Annotated in this window: 20 protein-coding genes; 16 read left to right on the forward strand and 4 right to left on the reverse strand. The window is 43.0% G+C overall.

Annotated features, from left to right (window positions below):
• The first annotated feature begins 8 nt into the window (after nucleotides 1–8).
• Genes ISX59_RS01320 through ISX59_RS01330 form a run of 3 tightly spaced genes read left to right on the forward strand, consistent with a single transcriptional unit; the run spans nucleotide 9 to nucleotide 5,314 of the window.
• A complete protein-coding gene (locus tag ISX59_RS01320; protein WP_005805695.1) occupies nucleotides 9–2,303 on the forward strand; it encodes an ABC transporter permease in 2,295 nt (764 codons plus the stop codon).
• A 15-nt stretch (nucleotides 2,304–2,318) separates the two neighbouring features.
• A complete protein-coding gene (locus ISX59_RS01325; RefSeq protein WP_005805698.1) occupies nucleotides 2,319–2,993 on the forward strand; it encodes an ABC transporter ATP-binding protein in 675 nt (224 codons plus the stop codon).
• Between the two features lie 11 nt (nucleotides 2,994–3,004).
• Entirely contained in the window at nucleotides 3,005–5,314 is a 2,310-nt protein-coding gene (locus ISX59_RS01330; protein WP_220575581.1) for an FtsX-like permease family protein, read from the forward strand.
• Between the two features lie 83 nt (nucleotides 5,315–5,397).
• Here ISX59_RS01330 and ISX59_RS01335 read toward each other — a convergent pair whose 3' ends face one another.
• Nucleotides 5,398–6,762: an MATE family efflux transporter gene (locus tag ISX59_RS01335; RefSeq protein WP_022011727.1), complete on the reverse strand. Its 1,365-nt coding sequence runs from the start codon at nucleotides 6,760–6,762 to the stop codon at nucleotides 5,398–5,400.
• Nucleotides 6,763–6,875: 113 nt separating this feature from the next.
• Between ISX59_RS01335 and ISX59_RS01340 the strand changes: the two genes are divergently transcribed.
• The 5 genes from ISX59_RS01340 to ISX59_RS01360 all read left to right on the forward strand — a co-directional run bounded on the left by ISX59_RS01340 (nucleotide 6,876) and on the right by ISX59_RS01360 (nucleotide 11,430).
• A complete protein-coding gene (locus ISX59_RS01340) occupies nucleotides 6,876–7,532 on the forward strand; it encodes an HAD family phosphatase (protein ID WP_005805704.1) in 657 nt (218 codons plus the stop codon).
• A gap of 72 nt (nucleotides 7,533–7,604) precedes the next feature.
• Nucleotides 7,605–8,600, forward strand: a complete 996-nt coding sequence (locus ISX59_RS01345) for a quinone-dependent dihydroorotate dehydrogenase (protein ID WP_022011729.1) — start codon at nucleotides 7,605–7,607, stop codon at nucleotides 8,598–8,600.
• A gap of 14 nt (nucleotides 8,601–8,614) precedes the next feature.
• Nucleotides 8,615–9,343, forward strand: coding sequence for an alpha/beta hydrolase (locus ISX59_RS01350; protein WP_022011730.1), 729 nt, complete (start codon nucleotides 8,615–8,617; stop codon nucleotides 9,341–9,343).
• A 91-nt stretch (nucleotides 9,344–9,434) separates the two neighbouring features.
• Nucleotides 9,435–10,256 (forward strand): 3-methyl-2-oxobutanoate hydroxymethyltransferase, encoded by an 822-nt coding sequence (panB, locus tag ISX59_RS01355; protein ID WP_005777498.1) that lies wholly within the window; start codon nucleotides 9,435–9,437, stop codon nucleotides 10,254–10,256.
• 7 nt (nucleotides 10,257–10,263) lie between these two features.
• Nucleotides 10,264–11,430, forward strand: a complete 1,167-nt coding sequence (locus tag ISX59_RS01360; RefSeq protein ID WP_005777500.1) for an MFS transporter — start codon at nucleotides 10,264–10,266, stop codon at nucleotides 11,428–11,430.
• Nucleotides 11,431–11,510: 80 nt separating this feature from the next.
• On the opposite strand, the gene ISX59_RS01365 is transcribed toward ISX59_RS01360, so the two are convergent.
• Both ISX59_RS01365 and ISX59_RS01370 read right to left on the reverse strand, forming a co-directional pair.
• Nucleotides 11,511–11,897, reverse strand: a complete 387-nt coding sequence (locus tag ISX59_RS01365) for a diacylglycerol kinase family protein (protein WP_022011731.1) — start codon at nucleotides 11,895–11,897, stop codon at nucleotides 11,511–11,513.
• Nucleotides 11,898–11,899: 2 nt separating this feature from the next.
• Nucleotides 11,900–14,113: a bifunctional (p)ppGpp synthetase/guanosine-3',5'-bis(diphosphate) 3'-pyrophosphohydrolase gene (locus tag ISX59_RS01370; RefSeq protein WP_005805717.1), complete on the reverse strand. Its 2,214-nt coding sequence runs from the start codon at nucleotides 14,111–14,113 to the stop codon at nucleotides 11,900–11,902.
• A gap of 107 nt (nucleotides 14,114–14,220) precedes the next feature.
• Between ISX59_RS01370 and ISX59_RS01375 the strand changes: the two genes are divergently transcribed.
• Nucleotides 14,221–15,738 (forward strand): DUF4301 family protein, encoded by a 1,518-nt coding sequence (locus ISX59_RS01375; protein WP_220575582.1) that lies wholly within the window; start codon nucleotides 14,221–14,223, stop codon nucleotides 15,736–15,738.
• A 65-nt stretch (nucleotides 15,739–15,803) separates the two neighbouring features.
• On the opposite strand, the gene ISX59_RS01380 is transcribed toward ISX59_RS01375, so the two are convergent.
• On the reverse strand, nucleotides 15,804–16,049 hold the full coding sequence (locus tag ISX59_RS01380; RefSeq protein ID WP_005805721.1) for an RNA-binding protein: 246 nt from the start codon (nucleotides 16,047–16,049) through the stop codon (nucleotides 15,804–15,806).
• A 646-nt stretch (nucleotides 16,050–16,695) separates the two neighbouring features.
• On the opposite strand from ISX59_RS01380, the gene purT reads away from it, so the two are divergent.
• The 7 genes from purT to atpF all read left to right on the forward strand — a co-directional run bounded on the left by purT (nucleotide 16,696) and on the right by atpF (nucleotide 22,598).
• Entirely contained in the window at nucleotides 16,696–17,862 is a 1,167-nt protein-coding gene (gene purT, locus ISX59_RS01385; RefSeq protein ID WP_032542312.1) for a formate-dependent phosphoribosylglycinamide formyltransferase, read from the forward strand.
• Nucleotides 17,863–18,432: 570 nt separating this feature from the next.
• Nucleotides 18,433–19,950 (forward strand): F0F1 ATP synthase subunit beta, encoded by a 1,518-nt coding sequence (gene atpD, locus ISX59_RS01390; RefSeq protein ID WP_005777517.1) that lies wholly within the window; start codon nucleotides 18,433–18,435, stop codon nucleotides 19,948–19,950.
• 11 nt (nucleotides 19,951–19,961) lie between these two features.
• Complete coding sequence (gene atpC, locus ISX59_RS01395; RefSeq protein ID WP_005805723.1) at nucleotides 19,962–20,207, forward strand: ATP synthase F1 subunit epsilon; 246 nt, start codon at nucleotides 19,962–19,964, stop codon at nucleotides 20,205–20,207.
• Nucleotides 20,208–20,237: 30 nt separating this feature from the next.
• The gene (locus ISX59_RS01400) at nucleotides 20,238–20,666 is read left to right on the forward strand and encodes a hypothetical protein (RefSeq protein WP_005777520.1); all 429 of its coding nucleotides are present in this window, start codon (nucleotides 20,238–20,240) and stop codon (nucleotides 20,664–20,666) included.
• Nucleotides 20,650–21,801, forward strand: a complete 1,152-nt coding sequence (gene atpB / locus ISX59_RS01405) for a F0F1 ATP synthase subunit A (protein ID WP_195341115.1) — start codon at nucleotides 20,650–20,652, stop codon at nucleotides 21,799–21,801. Before ISX59_RS01400 ends, atpB begins: the two co-directional genes overlap by 17 nt.
• 26 nt (nucleotides 21,802–21,827) lie before the next feature.
• On the forward strand, nucleotides 21,828–22,085 hold the full coding sequence (gene atpE, locus ISX59_RS01410; protein ID WP_005777530.1) for an ATP synthase F0 subunit C: 258 nt from the start codon (nucleotides 21,828–21,830) through the stop codon (nucleotides 22,083–22,085).
• A gap of 15 nt (nucleotides 22,086–22,100) precedes the next feature.
• Nucleotides 22,101–22,598 carry a F0F1 ATP synthase subunit B gene (gene atpF / locus ISX59_RS01415; RefSeq protein WP_005777532.1) on the forward strand — a complete coding sequence of 166 codons (498 nt, stop codon included), beginning with the start codon at nucleotides 22,101–22,103 and terminating at the stop codon, nucleotides 22,596–22,598.
• Nucleotides 22,599–22,603 lie beyond the last annotated feature (5 nt).

Here is a 22,603-nt window from a genome sequence, read left to right on the forward strand (position 1 = left end):
ATCATACGATGAAACAATTCTATTATACCATTCTGACATTGATTCGCGGACGCGGAAGTAATGTCATTAAAGTAATATCTCTGACATTGGGGTTATTAGTTTCTATTATTTTATTCTCTCGAGTTGCTTTTGAGCTTAGTTATGATAACTTTTTTCAGGGTGTGGATGATCTTTACATCGTAAAAACGGAGTGGGTTGAGAATGGAGTGATTAAAGGGAATGCCGGAGTATATACATTGATTCCGGTAGCCTCTACCATTGCTGAGGAATTTCCGGAAGAGGTAGAAAGTGCAGCTTTTTCGAGTTTGTCTTTCGGAACTACTTTAAAGATAGGCAACCGAAAGTTGAATCGGTCTTTCATTTTATCTGACTCTCTTTATTTTCGTACCATGGGGATAGAAGTTATTAATGGCAATCCGAATGATTTGACCAACCCAGATGTGGTTTTTTTGTCACAGTCTGTTGCACGAGAAGTATTTGGTGAAGAGGATCCTATAGGAAAAACCTTACATCTGATGGTTTGGGGCACTCAAGTTGAAGCTTTGGTGAGAGGAGTTTATGCCGATCTTCCGGATAATGTATCGCTGGAACGTCACGAAATGGTTCTTTCTTTTGCCAGCCATAATAAATATGGTTGGGGACGTTCGGGTTGGACGAGTGGTGGTAATTATAATGCTTTTATCCGCTTAAAAGACGGAGAAAGAAGCGCTGATGCTATCAATGCCGGTATTGATAAGGTGATTGCAAAGCACATTCCTCCTGAAATGAATCTGCATTTACATATGTTTGTAGTACCTTTACGTACTATTCATTTGGAGCAATCTAATGTGCGGAAGACAATTTTAATAATGTCTTTATTAGGATTTGCCATTCTTTTTGCCGCCACTATGAACTATGTACTTATTTCTATTTCTTCACTTTCTCAGCGGGCAAAAGGAATCGGTGTTCACAAGTGTAATGGTGCGTCTGATAGGGCTATACTTTCGATGTTTATATATGAAACAGCTTTGATTATAGGGATCTCTCTGCTTTTCATGGTAGTACTTTTATTCCAGTTCCAGGAAAAAATTGAAGAATTGGCGGGAGTGTCGTTATCATCTCTTTTCACTTGGCACAATCTATGGGCTCCATTGTCGGTAGTTGCCTTTTTGTTTATTATTGGAGGTGTATTGCCGGGAAAAGTTTTCTCTTCAATTCCGGTAACGCAGGTTTTCCATCATTACACTAAAGGGAATATGGGTTGGAAGCGGACACTTCTATTTATAGAATTTGCAGGAGTAGCTTTTATTTTTGGATTGATGTGTGTGACTTTTTTTCAGTTCCATTATATTACAAATAGAGATATGGGGTATCGACCGGAACGTATAGCATCTTGTTGGCATAAGTTTGCTGAGCCGGATAATGCACGTAATAATTTGAAATCGTTGCCTTATGTAGAAGGGGTAGCCACTGCTGAGGGAGGTATGATGTGGCTTGGGAACCGACAGGTGACTGATGAGAACGGGAATGCTCTTTTTACTCCCCGTTGTGGTATATTTGACAAAGATTTTGTCCCACTTATGGGGCTTCGGCTTAAGGCCGGGAAAAACCTCACTGGCGAAAGGCAGTTTCTGGTCAATCAACCCTATGTAGAAAAGATGGGTTGGACAGGTAGTGGCGTTGGTGAAATAATCCCTAATCGAGGAACAGTGGTAGGAATACTCGCTCCTTGCTGTTTTGGTACGCTTCCACCTGACTATGAACCCATAGAAATTGAATGGGGGACTAATTTAGTAAATATGCATGTACGTCTTAAAGAACCTTTTGCAGATAATCTGCGTATGTTGAATAATGAAATGAAAAAGATATATCCACAAGAAGAAATAGAGTTCACCTCTTTGGAGCGGGATTTGGAAAGGGGCTATCGTCCTACAATGATATTTCGTGATACTACTATATTGGCTTTTATAACGATTCTGTTTATCACTTTGATGGGATTGATCGGGTATACGAATGATGAAGTTCGCAGACGTGGTAAAGAGATAGCTATTCGTAAGATAAATGGCGCCGAAGTAAGTTCTGTTTTGCTTTTGTTATCTAAAGATATCTTCTGGGTAGCTATTCCTTCAATTGCTATCGGTACATATGGAGCTTACTTGGTAAGTCAAATATGGATAAGCCAATTTCGGGATACGGTATGTATAAGTATAGGCTGGTATGTAGCAATAGCTATTTGCCTACTGGCTTTTATCATTATATGCATTATTTGGAAATCCTGGCACATCGCCAATGAAAATCCGGTGAATAGTATTAAGAGTGAATAACAAATAAAATAAATTATGATACAGATTAATGACATTAGTAAAGTCTTTCGTACTTCTGAAGTAGAAACCGTAGCGTTAAACCATGTGAGCCTGGATATAGAGGAGGGCGAGTTTGTTGCCATTATGGGACCTTCCGGTTGCGGCAAGTCTACGTTGCTCAATATTTTGGGATTACTTGATAACCCGACAGAAGGTTCTTATCAGTTGATGGGGCAGGAGGTAGCTACTCTTCAGGAGAAGGAGCGTACGCGGGTACGTAAGGGTAAACTGGGCTTTGTCTTCCAGAGTTTCAATTTGATAGATGAACTGAATGTTTACGAAAATGTGGAACTTCCTCTCACTTATTTGGGTATAAAATCTTCTGAACGGCGTCAGATGGTAGAAGATATGCTGCGCCGGATGAATATTAGTCATCGTGCCAAGCATTTCCCACAGCAACTCTCCGGTGGACAACAACAACGCGTGGCTATAGCCCGTGCAGTTGTGACTAACCCGAAATTGATTCTTGCTGACGAACCGACGGGTAACCTTGATTCCAAGAATGGTGCGGAGGTAATGAATCTGTTGACCGAATTGAATAAAGAGGGAACAACAATTATTATGGTGACCCACTCCCAACATGATGCTTCATTTGCCCATCGCACGGTGCATCTGTTTGACGGTAGCGTGGTGGCAAGTGTAAAGGCTTAATAAAGATCAATATGCTAAGACACATATATTATACCATTCGGACCTTAGTCCGTGGACGCAGTTCAAATGTCATTAAGATTATTTCGTTAACTTTGGGACTGTTTGTCGGACTTCTACTGTTTGCCCGGGTCGCGTTTGAACTGAGTTATGACCATTTTTATCCGGAGTCAAGAAACCTGTTTCTGATACAGGCTTCTTACTCCTATGAAGGAAAGCAGGAGAAGCCAAGTCCTTATATTTATGGTGCAATGCCTGCTGCTATCCGGGAGAACTTTCCTGATGAGGTGGAAGAGGCTACTGTGCTGCGTAATGTTGGTCAGCAAATATTTTTTAAAGGAAACGAACGTTTTGATCAACAGCAGACTATTTATGCAGACGATCACTTCCTCCCAACTATGGGGGTAGAAGTGCTGAAAGGGAACAAAGCTGATTTAGTGGCTCCCGACGCTATTTTCATTAATGAATCATTGGCACGACGTGTCTTTGGTGATGCAGACCCTATCGGGCAAACCATGTTATGGGAAAAGAACTATCCGGTCACTGTACGGGGAGTATTTGCCGATCAGCCGGAGAATACAGACCTGAAATATGATGTAATCGTATCGTTTGCCACTTTGTATAAGCGGATGGGAGAGGATCGTGCCGGTTGGGGATATGATATCAGTTACATGGGGGTGGTTCGTTTCCATAATGATACGGAAGCTCCTAAGAGAGTTGCCGGACGGTTACCGGAAATGCAGAAAAAGTATCTTCCGCAGGGGAAGGATGGTTTTTCTGAGGAGTATTCTTTTCAACCTATATCTGAGTACCACAGTAGTCAGCCGGATGTAAGAAAAATGGTGCTTATCATGTCGGTTCTTGCTTTTGCCATTTTATTGATAGCTGCTTTGAACTATGTATTGATTTCCGTATCGTCATTGGCACGTCGTGCAAAAGCAGTGGGAGTCCATAAATGCAGTGGGGCCAGTGATGGTAACATATTCGGTATGTTTTTATGGGAAACCATGTTTATTATATTGTCTGCACTCGTATTGGTCGGGCTATTGATTCTAAATCTTAGGGAACTGATTCAGGATACGCTGAACGCCTCGGTCGGTGCACTTTTCACTTGGGAGACCTTATGGGTGCCTTTGCTTGTGATAGCAGTTGTTTTTTTCGTGGCAGGAGTGATACCCGGATATATGTTTTCGTCTATTCCGGTGAGTCAGGTTTTTCGTCGTTATACCGAACGGAAGACAACCTGGAAGCGCCCGTTACTTTTTGTTCAGTTTGCCGGAGTACCTTTTGTCTTTGGTTTATTGGCAGTTGTATTGCTTCAATACTATAGTGTGATGAATCGTGAGTTGAATTATAATCCTGAACGGATAGCTGTTGCAAGGTGTTACTTCAGCGATGACGAAGTTGATAATGTCCGTTCTGATATGCGTCGTTTGCCGATGGTAGAAGATGTTGCTTTTGCCTGGTTTCCTATTTCCGATTACTATAGTGGTTTCAGTGTCTACAACAGTACAGGAAAGTTGCTTTTCGATGCACATACTTCAATGTGCGATTACCACTTTTTGTCAATGATGGGAGTTCAGCTTATTGATGGTAAAAATTTTGATTCTCCCAAACAGGCTATTGTAAATGAAGAATTTGTGCGGAAGATGCATTGGGAAGACAGTGCGGTAGGTAAACAAGTCAATATCGGAACTTCTCTTCCTGTTGTGGGAGTCGCAAAGGATTTTCCGATACGAAGTGCATATACTCCTCAGGATATAGTGATGTATATCAGCAGTCCCTTTGCTTCCGGAGCTCCCCATGTACGTTTGAAGGAACCATTCGATCAAAATTTGAAAGCTCTCAATCAAAAGATGGGAGAGCTGTTTACTACGAAGGATATTGTGTTTATCCCTTTGCAGGAAATAATCGATCAGCAATACGAAGCGATTCGTCGTTTCCGCGATTCGGTAATCATTGCTTCTATTTCCATCCTGCTGATTACCTTGATGGGACTTTTCGGCTATACTAACGATGAAGTCAGTCGTCGTTGTAAAGAGATTGCGATCCGTAAAGTGAATGGGGCTGAGGCCGGAGATGTTTTGCAACTTCTTTCAAGAGATATTTTCTGGACAGCCTTGCCTGCTGTACTATTGGGTGCAGCAGTAGCCTGGTTTGTCGGTGGCAAATGGCTTGAGCAGTTTAGTGATGCCATTGTTCCCAGTGCCTGGTTATACCTCAGCATAGCATTGGTTGTGTTGCTGTTGATTGTTGTCAGCGTAATGCTGCGGGCATGGAAAGTGGCCAACGAAAATCCGGTGAACAGCATTAAATCTGAGTAACGCTTCAAGACTATACGACAGAGGCTCGGTTTCACTGAAACTGAGCCTCTGTCGTATCTATACCAAGCCTCTGTTTCATAGGGTTAGAGGCTCTGTCCGGATGCTTTCTCTTTTACCTTTTTAATATATACCATCAAAATCACTACCGCTGTTATGAAAGCTAATCCGTCAGAGACAGGCATGCTGATCCATACTCCCTTTACACCGTATAAAGGGGGAAGCAAAAGTAATCCCGGAAGCAGATATACTAACTGGCGTGAGAGTGACAGGAAGATACTGATCTTAGCCATCCCTATACTCTGGAAGAAGTTTGATATAACGATTTGTGCACCTACGAACGGGAACATCAGCGTGCAAATGCGTAGTCCGGACGATGCCATGTCAATCAGTTCATCGCTGTCGGTAAAGATAGCCGAAACTGTATGCGGAAAAAGTTCACAGATAACGAAGCCGCTGCTCGTAATCAATACACCGACGATGATACCCAGACGGAGCGTATGTTTCACGCGGTCAATCTTCTGTGCACCATAATTGTATCCGACGATGGGTTGCATTCCCATTGTTAATCCCATAACTACCATCACATACAGCATCAGTAGTCGGTTAATGATACCGTAGGCACCGATAGCCATATCACCACCGTATTTTTGCAAACTATTATTAATGAGGATGACGATGATACATGCCGTGACATTCATGGCGAAGGGAGACATTCCTATAGAGAAAATGCTGCCGATGATGCGTTTCTTCATCTTCCAGAAGCCCGGCATAAAGTGAACGAAACTCTCTTTGTTACGGAAGTGGCTTACTACCCATATCATTCCGATAAACTGTGACAGGACTGTGGCCATGGCAGCTCCCCGAATTCCCCAACCGAAATGGAAAATGAAGACAGGGGCGATGATAACATTCGCTATAACCGTCACCAATGATGTCAGCATTGCCTTTCTCGGATATCCGGTGGCACGCATCACGTTGTTAAGTCCGATCATGGTATAGGTGATGGGAGTTCCCAGAAGAATTACCTGCATAAAATCGCGGGCATAGGGAAGTGTGCCGCTACTGGCACCGAAGAAAAACAATATCGGGTCCAGAAACAGATAAGCCAGTCCGCCGAACAGCACTGCATTCGTCAGGCAAAGCATTAATGTATTTCCCAGGACATCGGTTGCTCCTTTGATGTCTTTTTGCCCCAGGCGTATGGATGAGATGGTGGCGCCACCTGCAGAGATCAGCACGCAGAAGGCCACGACCAGATTCATTAGCGGAAAAGTGATAGCCAGTCCGGAGATAGCCATGGGACCGACACCGTGCCCGATGAAAATGCTGTCGATGATATTATAAAGTGACGTAATAGTCATTCCGATGATGGCCGGGATGGAGTATTGTAACAGAAGTTTGCCAATAGGTTCTGTGCCCAGTATACGAGGATCGGTTTGTTGTGCCATATAGTGAAGCGTTACATATTTTTAAGTGCGGCAAAGGTACAAATAATTTGCCTGATTCGATGATTATTCTGAACTTTGCCCACAGAGTTTAACAAACAGGTAAAAGAATGTTTATGGATACAACAAAGAAGATTACCGCATTATTCGATTGTGATGGTGTAATTGTCGATACAGAAGGACAATATACTGTTTTCTGGAATGAAATGGGACAAAAGTACGTAAACGATGAAAACTTCGGTTCCAAGGTTAAAGGTCAGACGCTGGTACAGATTTATGATAAATACTTTGCAGGAGAACCGGAGAAACAAAGGGACATAACCGAGGCATTGAATCGTTTTGAAATAGAAATGAGTTATGACTATGTTCCCGGAATAGTTGAGTTTATAGCAGATCTGCGTCAGCATGGTGTAAAAATAGCCTTGGTCACCAGTTCCAATACAGCTAAAATGGAGAATGTTTATCGTGCACATCCCGAGTTTAAATCCCTTTTTGATGAAATATTGACTGCTGAGCGTTTTAAACGTTCTAAACCCGATCCGGAATGTTTCTTATTGGGAATGACGATTTTCGGTTCCGATTCAAAAGATTCCTATGTGTTCGAAGATTCATTTCATGGTTTACAGGCCGGCAGAGCATCCGGTGCCACTGTTGTCGGATTGGCAACTACAAATCCACGCGAAGCTATTACTGATAAGGCAGACTATGTGATAGACGATTTCAAAGGAATGACTTACGAAAAGCTGCTGACTATAACTTCACGTTATATCTGATAAGAAAGATTGAATAGTATCTCAGGGAAGAATCCCTTAGCTTTGCATGGTATTAAAAAAAGAGAGAAAATCATGTATAAGCAAACGATTCGCCCTGTTTTATTTCTGATGGAACCCGAAAAGGTACACACCTTGTTGGTTTCCTTCCTCAAATGTTACCGGCATTTGCCATGGTGCAAATGCTGGATGCGTCATCTCTATACTTGTTCCGACAAACAGTTGATATGGAACCATCTTACTTTCCGAAACCGTATCGGCCTGTCGGCCGGTTTCGATAAAGGTGCCGAGGTTTTTGATGAATTGGCCGATTATGGTTTCGGATTTATTGAAGTCGGTACTGTCACTCCCGATGCCCAGGATGGAAATCCCCGTCCCCGTATTTTTCGCTTACCTCAGTGTGAATCTTTAATTTCCCGTACAGGTTTCAATAATCCCGGATTGGATATTATTAAACGCCGTCTTGAACAGAAACACGGTTCATATGTTTTAGGTGTAAATATCAATAAGAATCCCTCTTCGGAAGGCGAACAAGCTGTGGCAGACTTTTTGCATTTATACAAAGAGTTATATCCTTATGCCGGCTATTTCACGCTTAATTGGGGATCGGTGGAGATTACTCTGATGAAGCGGGTACTCAAAACGCTGGCTGCTTTTCGTCTGGAACAGAATATACATGTTCCGGTACTTCTCAAACTTCCTGCCGATATAACAGAAGAAGGAATGGATGATGTGATCGACTGTACTCGTCTGTACCGGGTAGATGGGGTGATAGCTACCGGACCTACCATGGAGCGTACTTGTTTAAAAGGTTATTCGCCTGCACAATTGCAGAAGATCGGAGCCGGTGGAGTCAGTGGACGCGGGATAGGGGAGAAGTCATTAAAAGCCGTCGGCTATTTGCGTGCCCATGCCGGAAAAAGCCTTTTGATAGTAGGGGCAGGCGGAATTATTACTCCCCCCGATGCCCGTCGAATGTTGGATGCGGGGGCCAATCTGATACAAATCTATTCTTCGTTTATTTACGAAGGGCCGGGCATAGTGAAAAAGATGATTCAGGAAATTAAATAATAAGGAATAAAGTTATGGAACAGAGTTTTATTGAATATTCATTAGGAAAAGATGCTTTTTCGGCTACTCTTTGGGTTTATCCGGCTCGTAAGCCAGGAGGTAAAGCCATTATTATGTGTCCCGGTGGCGGATTCAATCAAGTAGCTTCAGATCATGAAGGTCGCGATTTTGCCGTATGGTTTAATAATCTGGGTATCACATATGCCGTACTGAATTATCGCATGCCTCATGGTGATGTTGAAGTGATTCGTGAAGATATTCATGAAGCGATTCGCCTGATCCGCCGCCAGTCGGCAGAGTGGGGAATCCATCAACTGGGTGTTATGGGAGCTTCTATCGGAGGCTATATTGCTGCTACTGCCGCAACTCTTTATACCGGGACCGACCGGCCCGACTTTCAGGTATTGCTTTATCCTGTTATCAGCATGAACGACCGACTGACCCATTTGCCTTCACGCGGACGTATGTTGGGAGAAACTATTCCGGAAAGTCTGAAAGAGACATTATCTCTTGAACTTCATGTCACAGCCGATACTCCTCGTACATTCATTGTTTTGGCTGAGGATGATCAGGCGGTATCTCCTCTCAACAGTATTGTCTATTATACAGCATTATTGAAACATGGGGTTTCTGCCGGACTGCATATTTATCCGGAAGGCGGACATAGCTTCGGATTTCGTGATAGCTTCATATATAAGAAGTTATGGACTGATGAACTGCAAAAATGGTTGCTGACCTTTTAATGCGGACGCGCTAATTTATTCGCTTTTACTTGTATGGTATGAATTAAAAGTTATACCTTTGCGCCCGATTTTTAATTTAAAAAGATTGGATATGGCTGGTTATATATCAGATGACACAAGAAAAGTGACGACTCATCGCCTGATCGAAATGAAGCAAAGAGGCGAAAAAATATCTATGCTTACTTCGTATGACTATACTATGGCGCAGATTGTAGACGGTGCCGGTATCGATGTTATCCTTGTAGGCGATTCTGCATCAAATGTGATGGCAGGTAATGTAACTACACTTCCTATTACTCTCGATCAAATGATTTATCATGGTAAATCGGTTGTGCGCGGTGTGAAGCGTGCAATGGTAGTAGTTGACATGCCTTTTGGTTCTTATCAGGGAAATGAGATGGAAGGGCTTGCTTCGGCTATCCGTATTATGAAAGAGAGCCACGCTGATGCTTTGAAACTGGAAGGCGGCGAAGAGATTCTCGACACTGTGAAGCGTATCCTGAGTGCCGGTATTCCGGTGATGGGACATCTCGGACTGATGCCGCAATCTATCAATAAATACGGTACATATACCGTTCGTGCCAAAGATGATGCAGAAGCAGAGAAGCTGATTCGTGATGCACATCTGCTTGAAGAAGCCGGATGTTTCGGGCTTGTGCTTGAGAAAATTCCCGCAGCATTGGCCGCCCGCGTTGCAAGCGAACTGACTATTCCGGTTATCGGCATTGGTGCCGGTGGCGATGTAGACGGACAGGTATTGGTTATTCAGGACATGTTGGGTATGAACAATGGTTTCCGCCCCCGTTTCCTTCGTCGTTATGCCGACCTCTATACGGTGATGACTGATGCAATCAGCCACTATGTTTCGGACGTAAAGAACTGCGACTTCCCGAACGAGAAAGAACAATATTAATTGTCGTATGGCAACTAAATTATGGACATTGCATTTTATGCGGATATGCCTTGCTAATTTATTGTTGTTCATATCCCTGTACCTGTTGTACCCTGTGCTTCCGGTAGTGATGGCTTCACGTTTGGGCGTGCCAGTCAGTCAGACGGGGGGAATATATATACTTTTTACGCTTGCCATGTTTTTTATCGGCCCGTTTCATGCGTATCTGGTCGATGTCTATAAGCGAAAATATATATGTATGCTTTCGTTTGGGATAATGGTAGCGGCGACTGCCGGTTACACACTTGTGCAAAGTGCCACACATCTGTTGTTGCTTTGCTTGGTACAGGGAATCTCCTTTGGAATGGCTGCTACGGCAGGCATTACATTGGCCATTGATGTCACCAATTCCACTTTTCGCAGTGCCGGCAATGTAGTCTTTTCTTGGGCAGCACGTCTGGGGATGATTATAGGGACAGCGTTGGGAGTGTTTTTATTCCGGACACATGGCTTTGAAACTCTGTTATATGTTTCTGTCGCATCGGGAGCCTTGGGAATGCTGTTTGTGTCGAGGGTATATGTGCCTTTCCGTGCACCAATAGGGATGAAAGTTTGTTCGATGGACCGTTTTCTGCTTCCCCGTGGATTTATTCCGGCATTTAACCTGATGTTGATCGCTTTTGTGCCCGGATTGTTGCTTCCTGTGCTTGCCGGTGCGCCAAGTGATGTGCCGGTAGGAGGTGAACTGATACCTTTCTTTGCTTTGGCCGGAGTCGGTTTTCTCTTGTCAGTAATGGTGGTGAGACTGTTTTTCCGTTATGATAACAAGATATGGCTGCAGATAGTCACCGGGTTGATAACAATGATCGGAGCGATGGCTTTGTTGTTTTCTCCTGAAACCGGTTGGAATGTCCCGGCAGCAATATTGATGGGATTAGGACTTGGATTGGTTACTCCGGAATTCTTGATGATGTTTGTCAAGCTGTCTCAACATTGCCAGCGTGGCACGGCCAATACGACTCATTTACTTGCATGGGAACTTGGAGTCGGCTTAGGTATTGCATCTGCCTGTCACTTACATCTCACAGCTAATGAACATGTGGTTTGTCGGGTAGGATTGTTGGCGGCAATCGTGGCTCTGGCTTTCTTTGTCCTGATTACATATCCTTATTTTAAAAGGAAGAAGGTGAGATAAACGATATATGTATATCTGAAAAACAGACTCCGTAGTTTGGTGATGAATTGTCGCAAAACTACGGAGTTCGTTTTTATTGTCTATCCCATGTTGCACAATAAAACCGCAAGCACATAAGGCATGAAGATAATGACTCCTATGATGGCGGCAACTATGGCACATATCAGCACTGCACCTGCCGCAATATCTTTCACATCACCTGCAATCGGATTGTGTTCCGGGGATACGAGGTTGACTAATCTTTCTATAGCTGTATTGAATCCCTCCGCTGCCAGTACCATTCCGAAACAAAGTATGATGGCTATCCATTCGTTCCGGGTGATACCGAAGTAAAATCCGGCAATTGTTACTGTGATGATTGCCACACAGTGTATCCAGGCATTATGCTCTTTGCTTACAAAACTCCGAATGCCTTTCCAGGCATATCCGAAGCTTTGTATCCTTTTTTTTATACTGAATTTTTCCATTCTCAGTTTCTGCTAACCTGTTTTACACCTTTCACTGTGCGTAGCTTTTTAATCAGTGCCTCCAGTCGTCCGGTGTCACTCACCATAATGGTCAGTGTGCCCGAGAAGAGTCCGTCGTTCGAATCAATTCCAATGGAACGCAGTGAGATGCCATTCTCTTTTGATATGATAGAGGTGATATTGGTCACAATACCGATGTCATCATGACCCACTACACGGAGTGTGATCGGATATTGAGTACCTTCCGATTTTCCGGCCCAGCGTGCTTTGACAATACGGTATCCGAAACGTTCGCGCATCTGTCCCGCATTGGGGCAGTCGTTGCGGTGAATCTTGATACCTCCGGATACAGTGACAAATCCGAATACGTCGTCTCCATATATGGGGTTGCAACATTTGGCCAACTTGAAGTCCAGTCCTTTCAGGTTTTGGTCAATGACGAGTACATCCTCTTTAGTGACAGTGGTTTCGTCTATCTGGTTTTGCAGGTTGTATTCTTCGGCACTGCGGTAGATCACTTCATCACGTTCACCGTCCCGTTTCTGTTGTTCGATGTATTTATCCAGAATGTCGTTCACGTCAAGCACTTCGTCGGCAATATTCTGATAAAACTCTGTCACATTCTTGAATCCCAGGCGTTTGATCAGACGCATCATTACTGCTTCGTCATATTCCATCTTCCGGTTTTTGAATTTCCGTTCCAATGTTTCTTTGGCGAAATCGTGCTGGCGTGCCACCATTTCCTTCAGGGCCTGGCGGATCTTCGTACGGGCTTTTGAGGTAGTGACAATGTTCAGCCAGTCCTGTTTCGGAGTCTGTGTGTTCGATGTCATAATCTCTACCTGGTCTCCGCTATTCAACTTTTGTCTCAGCTGTACATTTTTACCGTTCACCTTTGCACCGATGCACTTACACCCCAATTTGCTGTGAATGTGGAAAGCGAAATCGAGTACCGTAGCTCCTTTTGCCAGTTTGAAGAGGTCTCCTTTCGGCGTAAACACAAATACCTCGTCTTCATACAGATCCAGTTTAAACTGATCCATCATTTCCAGGTCGTTTTCTGTATTCTCCAATGCTTCGCGTATTGAAGTCAGCCATTCGTCCAGCCCGCTTTCACCTTTCACGCCTTTGTATCTCCAATGTGCGGCCAGTCCGCGCTCGGCTATCTCGTCCATACGTTCCGTACGGATTTGCACTTCGACCCATTTTCCTTCCGGCCCCATTACAGTGATGTGCAATGATTCGTAACCATTGCTTTTGGGAACCGACAGCCAGTCACGCAGACGTTTCGGATTAGGTTGATACATATCCGTCACAATGGAGTAAGCCTGCCAGCATTCCTGCTTTTCTTTTTCGAACTGGGATTCCAGAATGATACGTATGGCAAACAAGTCATACACGTTTTCGAACTGGCATTTCTGTTTCTTCATTTTCTGATAGATGGAATGAATGGATTTGGTGCGTCCTTTCATGTGAAAATGCAGTCCCGCTTCCTCCAGTTTCCGTTGTATCGGAGCGATGAAGTTGGCAATATAACGGTCACGTGACTTTTTCGTTTCGTTCAGTTTCTCTTTGATGTGGTAATAAATGTCATGTTCGGTGTACTTCAATGACAAATCTTCCAGCTCCGATTTCAGTTTATACAATCCCAGTTTGTGAGCCAACGGAGCGTACAGATAGGCGGCTTCATTAGCCACTCGTCTGCGGGCCTCGTCATTCTCGGCATCCTTTATTTGCCGCATCACGTTTACACGGTCGGCAATCATGATCAGGATCACACGCATGTCTTCGGCAAAAGACAACAACAGGTTACGGAAATTTTCCGATTCGATAGTCGGACTCTTATCGTAAAGGTCATTAATCTTAATGAGTCCCCGGATAATTCCGGCTACATCTTCACCATACTCCTGTTGAATATATTCTATTGTATACGAGTGACAACGCACCGGTGTGTGTAACATGATACCCAGAATAGATGCCCGTTTCATACCGATTTCTTCGGCCACGATTACAGCAGTCTGCATATCTTTGATGACAGGATTCAGACCGAAACTGTCCCTTTGCATCGCATTGTTCTGTGTGGAGTCGATAAGGTGCTTTTTCAGCTTTCTGCAGTCTCCTTTTTGTAAGGTTTCTCCGGTGAGGCGCAGTAGTTTTTTGTATAGTGAGAACAATAATTCTCTCTCTTCTTTCGTAAAGAATTCATCTCTTTCCATAAGCAGCTCAAATTTATCGTCGGTAAAGATAGTTTTTTTCCGGGTTTTGTAGGGTGTCCTCTTCCTTTTTTTGTATTTTTGGGCATGAATTAATAAAATTAGATAGTATGATAACACCTGAAGACAAAGAATTGCTTGCCCAAAAAGGCATTTCGGAAGTACAAATCGCTGAACAGTTGACTTGTTTCCAAAAAGGCTTTCCTTATTTGAAATTAGATGCTGCCGCATCTGTAGAAAAAGGTATTTTGGTTCCCGATGCCGAAGAACAGAAAGCTTATCTCGCAGCCTGGGATGCTTATACCAATTCTGACAAAACGATTGTAAAGTTTGTACCCGCTTCGGGTGCTGCCAGCCGTATGTTCAAAAATCTTTTTGAATTCCTGGATGCTGACTATGCTGAGCCGACTACAAAGTTCGAACAAACGTTCTTTGCCTCAATTGAGAAATTTGCTTTCTATGATGATCTGAATACTGCTTGTATGAGGATAGAAGGTAAAGACATTCCCGGTTTGATTGCAGATGGCGACTACAAGGCAGTTGTTTCAGGATTGCTGAACATAGCGGGATTAAACTATGGTGCACTTCCGAAAGGTTTGCTCAAGTTCCATAAGTACGAAGAAGGCTCACGTACTCCGCTTGAAGAGCATTTGGCGGAGGGTGCTATGTACGCTGCCGGTAAAAGCGGAAAGGTGAATGTCCACTTTACTGTTTCAACCGAACATCGTGAACTCTTTAAATCATTGGTAGCCGAGAAAGCCGATGCCTTTGCCAAACGTTATGGAGTAGATTATAATATTAGTTTTTCCGAGCAGAAACCAAGTACCGATACGATTGCGGCTGATATGGAAAACCAGCCTTTCCGCGATAATGGCAAGCTTTTGTTCCGCCCCGGTGGTCATGGAGCACTGATTGAGAACCTGAACGATTTGGATGCGGATGTGATTTTTATTAAGAATATAGACAATGTCGTTCCGGACAGATTAAAAGGTGATACGGTGCTTTATAAGAAATTGATTGCCGGTGTACTGGTATCCCTCCAGAAGCAGGCTTTTGAATATCTGGAACTTTTGGATAGCGGTCGTTACACACACGAACAGGTAATGGATATTCTGCAATTTGTGCAGAAGAAACTTTTCTGCAAGAATCCAGAAACGAAGGATCTGGAAGATGCTGAATTGGTCATCTATCTGAAGAATAAATTGAACCGCCCGATGCGTGTTTGTGGTATGGTGAAGAATGTGGGTGAACCGGGTGGCGGTCCGTTCCTTGCTTATAACAGTGACGGAACGATTTCATTGCAAATCCTTGAAAGTTCACAGATCGATATGAATAATCCGGAAGCTAAAGAAATGTTTGAGAAAGGTACCCACTTCAATCCGGTAGATTTGGTTTGTGCGGTACGTGATTACAAAGGACATAAGTATGATCTGGTAAGATACGTGGATAAAGCCACAGGCTTCATATCTTATAAGTCGAAGAGTGGTAAAGACTTGAAAGCTCTTGAGCTTCCCGGCCTGTGGAATGGTGCCATGAGTGATTGGAGTACGGTATTTGTGGAAGTACCACTTTCTACATTTAATCCGGTGAAGACGGTAAATGATCTGTTGCGTGAACAACACCAATAGTTGAGGGGGAAATAAAAAGGGATGTCAATTGACATCCCTTTTCTCTTATTCTATTGCTTATCAGATCAGTTTCTTGGTAAAGCTTCTTTTACTACCATCGGACGACCGGCATATTCTGCTCCGTTCAATTCTTTAATGGCATTGCTGGCTTCTGAAGATTCCGGCATTTCAACAAAAGCAAAACCTTTAGATCTTCTTGTTTCGCGATCTGTGATCAGTTTTACTGATTCTACTGTTCCATACTCTTCCATAACTTGTCTCAAATCTGACTCCTTAACATTATAGCTAAGATTTCCAATGTACATATTCATAAATATACAAAAATAAAAAATTAATAAAATAACAATAAAGCTTTAGGAAGTGTAAATCAGAAATGAAAGTTCTCAATGCGAACATTGAGGAAATACATGTGAGAGTTAGACCAATAAAAACCTCTTATTGTTTGGTTTTGCAAAGTAAGGCATTAATTCCGGATAATATGCTATATTCGGTTCTTTTCATCCTTTTAAATATTCTTTTTTGTGTAATTAGACCAATAATTAACACTTTGTTTTGGCCACCCATTCTTGTATTTGTCTCTATATTAGAAATTATTTTATGCCGTTTATGAAGTTAACATCCTGTTGTATACGATGTTAATAACGTAATTATACGAAGTTAATATCGTAAAGTCGAGAAGTTAACTTCCTGCAAATACGATATTAACTTCGTATAATCCCTTTCTATGTGTGCTTTAAGTGGTTGAAAATCAGCGATGTTCTATGAAGTGGAAATACTCCATTCTTCTTTTAGGAGGAGAGTTTTCTCTTGAATATGTTTTGCAGACCTTTTACTTGTTAATCATTTTTTATACTGTTCCCTTTTTCTTTCCTTTATTGCAATCATTTAGTAGCTCGTTCGGGATTTATTGGAAGAAAAGTAGTATTTTTGCGTCATTATATCTTAAAATATTCAATCATGAAGAAAATACTTTTACTCGGATCGGGCGAACTGGGAAAGGAGTTTGTAATTTCTGCTCAACGTAAAGGTCAATACACCATTGCTTGTGATTCGTATGCCGGAGCACCTGCTATGCAGGTAGCCGATGAATATGAAGTTTTCGATATGCTGAACGGTGAAGAACTGGAGCGTATTGTAAAGAAACACCGGCCGGATATTATCGTCCCCGAAATTGAAGCCATCCGTACGGAACGTTTATACGATTTCGAGAAGGAAGGCATTCAGGTAGTGCCGAGTGCCCGTGCAGTGAATTATACCATGAACCGCAAAGCCATCCGTGATTTGGCCGCTAAGGAATTGGGGCTGAAAACTGCGAAATACTATTATGCCAAATCGTTGGAGGAATTGAAGGAAGCTGCTGCGAAGATAGGTTTTCCCTGTGTTGTGAAGCCTTTAATGTCATCATCGGGCAAAGGGCAGTCGCTGGTAAAAAGTGCTGCTGAGTTGGAGCATGCCTGGGAGTATGGTTGTAGCGGCAGCCGCGGAGATATTCGTGAACTGATTATTGAAGAGTTTATCAAATTCGATAGTGAAATAACTTTGCTCACGGTAACTCAGAAGAATGGTCCGACACTATTTTGTCCGCCTATCGGACATGTACAGAAGGGAGGAGACTATCGTGAAAGTTTTCAGCCCGCACACATTGACCTGGCACATCTGAAGGAAGCGGAAGAGATGGCTGAAAAAGTAACCCGCGCATTGACCGGTGCCGGATTATGGGGAGTTGAATTCTTCCTGAGTCATGAAAATGGGGTTTACTTCTCAGAACTGTCTCCGCGTCCGCACGATACAGGAATGGTAACATTGGCGGGAACACAAAACCTGAATGAATTTGAACTTCACTTACGTGCCGTATTAGGATTACCCATTCCGGGTATAAAGCAGGAGAGAATAGGAGCGAGTGCTGTTATTCTTTCACCGATTGCCAGCCAGGAACGTCCGCAGTATAGAGGCATGGAGGAAGTTACCATAGAAGAGGACACCTATCTGCGTATATTTGGTAAGCCATATACACGTGTGAATCGCCGTATGGGGGTAGTACTCTGTTATGCTCCGAACGGTTCTGATCTGGATGCTTTGCGTGATAAGGCAAAACGAATAGCTGATAAAGTAGAGGTATATTAAATACGGAGGTTTCTTTCTGAAAATCCAATAACAGGTCTTTGTCGCTTAAGAGGTGGCAGAGACCTGTCTTTTTATTAGTCTATGCCTCTGTCTTTTTCTGCTCTTTTGCAATTGTTAATACTCTGCCCGGTTAAGTCTGCAGAGACCGAAAAATGACCCTCAAACACAACTCTCTTTTATCAATATAAAACTCGTTGCATGTTGTACTATCTAACATTTGACTAATTGACTGAAAACACTATAGGTACTTGAAAACTCGATAGGTCGCCTTGTTAGATTGAGAACAGTGCCTATTTGCCTGAACATACTTTGTATAACAGTAAAAAGGGCACTAATAATGTTCATTTTCACGCTGCTGTAAGTTTAATGAATGTTATCTAAAGAGAAAATATAGAAAAATGGTACAACGGGAAAAAAAAGTTTCTACATTTGCGAAGTTGTTTGTTTAACTATCTGTGTGAACAAAACCGAATATCGAACGTTATGTTAATAGTGAAACTGGTAAAAACGCGACTTACCATGCTATAACGCTTTAGAGTATTAGAAGAATAATATATAAAAAGATTGCTTATGTCACAGATTATAGGACATATCTCTCAGGTAATTGGCCCTGTGGTCGATGTGTATTTTGAAGGTACAGAATCGGACTTGATATTGCCAAGTATCCACGACGCATTGGAGATAAAAAGGCACAACGGCAAAAAGCTGATTGTAGAAGTACAACAACACATTGGTGAAAATACTGTTCGTACCGTGGCCATGGATAGTACCGACGGCTTACAACGCGGGATGAAGGTATTTCCTACAGGAGGTCCTATCACAATGCCGGTAGGTGAACAAATCAAAGGACGTTTGATGAACGTAGTCGGCGATTCTATTGACGGAATGAAAGAACTCAATCGTGAGGGTGCCTATTCCATTCACCGTGATCCCCCAAAATTTGAAGATTTAACCACCGTACAGGAAGTGTTGTTCACCGGAATAAAGGTGATCGACCTGCTTGAACCTTATTCAAAAGGAGGTAAAATTGGTCTGTTTGGTGGTGCCGGAGTAGGTAAGACGGTACTTATTATGGAACTCATCAATAACATTGCAAAGAAGCATAATGGTTTTTCCGTATTTGCCGGGGTAGGAGAACGTACCCGTGAAGGTAATGACTTGCTTCGTGAAATGATTGAATCGGGTGTAATCCGTTATGGAGAGGCTTTTAAAGAAAGTATGGAAAAAGGACACTGGGACCTTTCGAAAGTAGATTATAACGAAGTAGAGAAATCGCAGGCTACATTGGTGTTCGGACAAATGAATGAACCTCCCGGTGCACGTGCTTCGGTTGCGCTGTCGGGACTGACTGTTGCCGAATCTTTCCGGGATATGGGGGCCAAGTCGGGTGCCAGGGATATCTTGTTTTTCATTGATAATATTTTCCGTTTTACTCAGGCAGGATCCGAGGTCTCAGCTTTGTTAGGACGTATGCCTTCTGCCGTAGGTTATCAACCTACATTAGCTACGGAAATGGGTGCTATGCAAGAGCGAATCACTTCAACCAAGACGGGCTCCATCACTTCGGTGCAGGCTGTATATGTGCCGGCTGACGACTTGACCGACCCTGCACCGGCAACCACTTTTACTCACTTGGATGCAACAACTGTATTGAGCCGAAAAATCACTGAACTCGGAATTTATCCGGCTGTAGACCCGTTGGAATCTACTTCTCGTATCCTTGACCCACATATTGTGGGGCAAGAGCATTATGATGTGGCTCAGCGTGTGAAGCAGATTCTGCAACGAAACAAGGAATTGCAGGATATCATTTCCATCTTGGGTATGGAGGAGCTGTCCGATGCCGATCGTTTGGTTGTGAACCGTGCGCGCAGGGTACAACGTTTCCTGTCTCAGCCGTTTACTGTAGCCGAACAGTTTACCGGTGTGCCGGGAGCAATGGTCTCTATTGAAGACACCATCAAAGGGTTTAAGATGATTTTGGACGGTGAAGTGGATTATCTGCCCGAACCGGCATTCTTAAATGTAGGTACGATAGAAGAAGCTATTGAAAAGGGTAAGAAGTTGCTTGAGCAAGCCAATAAATAAAATAAGGAATCATGAAAGAACTGCATTTGAATATTGTATCGCCGGAAAAGGAGGTATTTGATGGTGAAGTGAAGAGTGTTACTCTTCCGGGAACCAGTGGGGTATTTTCCATTTTGGCGCAGCATGCGCCGATTGTCTCTTCTCTGCAAGAAGGAACAGTCAGTTACACGACAACGGATGGCGAAGAGCATACGTTGGATATTCACAGCGGTTTTGTGGAGCTAAGTAACGGAGAAGCTTCCGTTTGTGTATCCTGACCTTGATCCACACAAGAACCTGTTTTTACTATGAATATGAGCATTACAAAACGCAATTTCCTGAGTTATCTTACCATTTTGACTCTTGTCGGAGGTGGGTTGGGAGCTTTGGTTTTGCATTATCTTGAGCCCGGACACTATTTCGGAGGTTATCCGTTGATACCGGTATACTTTTATATATTCGGTGTATTTTACATTTATATGTTTGATGCCTGCAGGCGTCATGCACCGGACAAGATGGTGATGCTTTTTTTGGTAGCAAAGGTTCTGAAGATGATTATATCAGTCTTTCTGTTGATAATCTACTGTGTGGCTGTGCCCGATTCTGCTGTGGAATTTCTGCTGACATTTCTGGCATTCTATCTGGGCTACCTTATATATGAAAGCTGGTTTTTCTTCGTTTTCGAATGGAATCAGAAACTAAAAAAGAAATCAAAAAAATATGAAACAGTTGCGTAACATAGTTACCGGAATGTTGATCCTGATAGGAGGTCTGTTGCCTGTTATGGTCTCTGCACAAGAGCCTGTGGAGGGCGATACCGCCACTGCTTTACAGCAAGAGATTATTGTGGGGAAAGACACAATCAATCAGGAGGCAAATCAGGTAGATGTAAAAGGCATTGTATTCGGTCATATCGGCGACTCCTACGAATGGCACATCACAAATATAGGAAAAACCTCTATCTGTATTCCATTGCCGATTATCGTATATAGCGAAACTTCAGGTTGGCATGCTTTTTTGTCATCGCGCCTTGAAGAGAATGACGGTAAATACGAAGGATTCTATATCGCTCCTGCCGGAAGCAGGTACGAAGGCAAAATTGTAGAACGTAATGCGGCGGGAGAAGAGGTTCGACCATGGGATATTTCTATTACTAAGGTTACTTTATCTCTTTTTATCAATAGTGCTATCTTATTAATAATCATCCTTAGTGTGGCGCATTGGTATCGTAAGCGTGAACAGGGAGCTTATGCCCCTGGCGGATTTGTTGGTTTTATGGAGATGTTTATTATGATGATCCATGATGATGTGATTAAGAGTTGTGTAGGGCCTAACTATAAAAAGTTCGCTCCTTATTTGTTGACAGCCTTTTTCTTTATTTTCATCAATAACATCATGGGACTGATACCGATTTTCCCGGGAGGAGCGAATGTGACCGGAAATATCGCTATAACGCTGGTATTGGCTTTATTTACATTTGTCATCGTTAATATATTCGGGACGAAACACTACTGGAAAGATGTTTTCTGGCCCGATGTTCCCTGGTGGCTGAAAGTGCCTATACCCATGATGCCATTTATCGAATTTTTCGGTGTATTTACGAAACCGTTCGCATTGATGATCCGTTTGTTTGCCAATATGTTGTCCGGACACATGGCTATGTTGGTTCTTACCTGTTTGATATTTATATCGGCAAGTATGGGGCCTGCCATTAACGGTTCGCTTACGGTGGCTTCGGTGCTGTTCAACATCTTTATGAATTTGCTCGAAGTGTTGGTTGCCTTTATTCAGGCCTATGTGTTTACAATGTTATCGGCTGTATTTATCGGACTGGCTCAGGAAGGCGGTAAAAAAGAAGAAGTAAAAGAATAATATAAACCATTTTAAAACTGAAAATTATGTTACTATCAGTATTATTGCAAGCTGCTGCTGCAGGAGTAGGATTGAGTAAATTGGGAGCTGCCCTCGGAGCTGGTTTAGCTGTTATCGGAGCAGGTATCGGTATTGGTAAGATTGGTGGCTCGGCCATGGAAGGTATTGCACGTCAACCGGAGGCATCGGGAGATATTCGTATGAATATGATTATTGCTGCTGCTTTGGTAGAAGGTGTGGCATTGTTGGCATTGGTTGTTTGTCTGTTAGTACTTTTCTTATAATAAACAAAGAAGATTATGTCATTGTTACTACCCGATAGTGGCCTGATATTCTGGATGCTCCTTTCTTTTGGAATTGTATTCGCGGTATTGGCTAAATACGGCTTCCCCGTCATCATTAAGATGGTGGAAGGCCGTAAAACCTATATCGACGAATCATTGGAGGTAGCCAGAGAAGCAAACGCCCAGTTGTCACGACTGAAAGAGGAGGGCGAAGCTATTGTGGCTGCCGCTAATAAGGAACAGGGACGTATCATGAAAGAGGCTATGCAGGAACGTGAGAAAATTATTTACGAGGCCCGCAAACAAGCTGAAATAGCTGCCCAGAAAGAACTGGACGAAGTGAAACGACAGATTCAGATTGAAAAGGAAGAAGCCATACGCGATATTCGTCGTCAGGTAGCTCTTCTATCTGTGGATATAGCTGAGAAAGTTATTCGTAAGAATCTGGCTGATAAACAAGAGCAGATGGGAATGATAGACCGTATGCTTGATGAAGTATTAACGAAGAACTAAGAGAA

Source organism: Bacteroides sp. FSHCM14E1 (assembly GCF_019633785.1).
Classification (GTDB): domain Bacteria; phylum Bacteroidota; class Bacteroidia; order Bacteroidales; family Bacteroidaceae; genus Bacteroides; species Bacteroides hominis.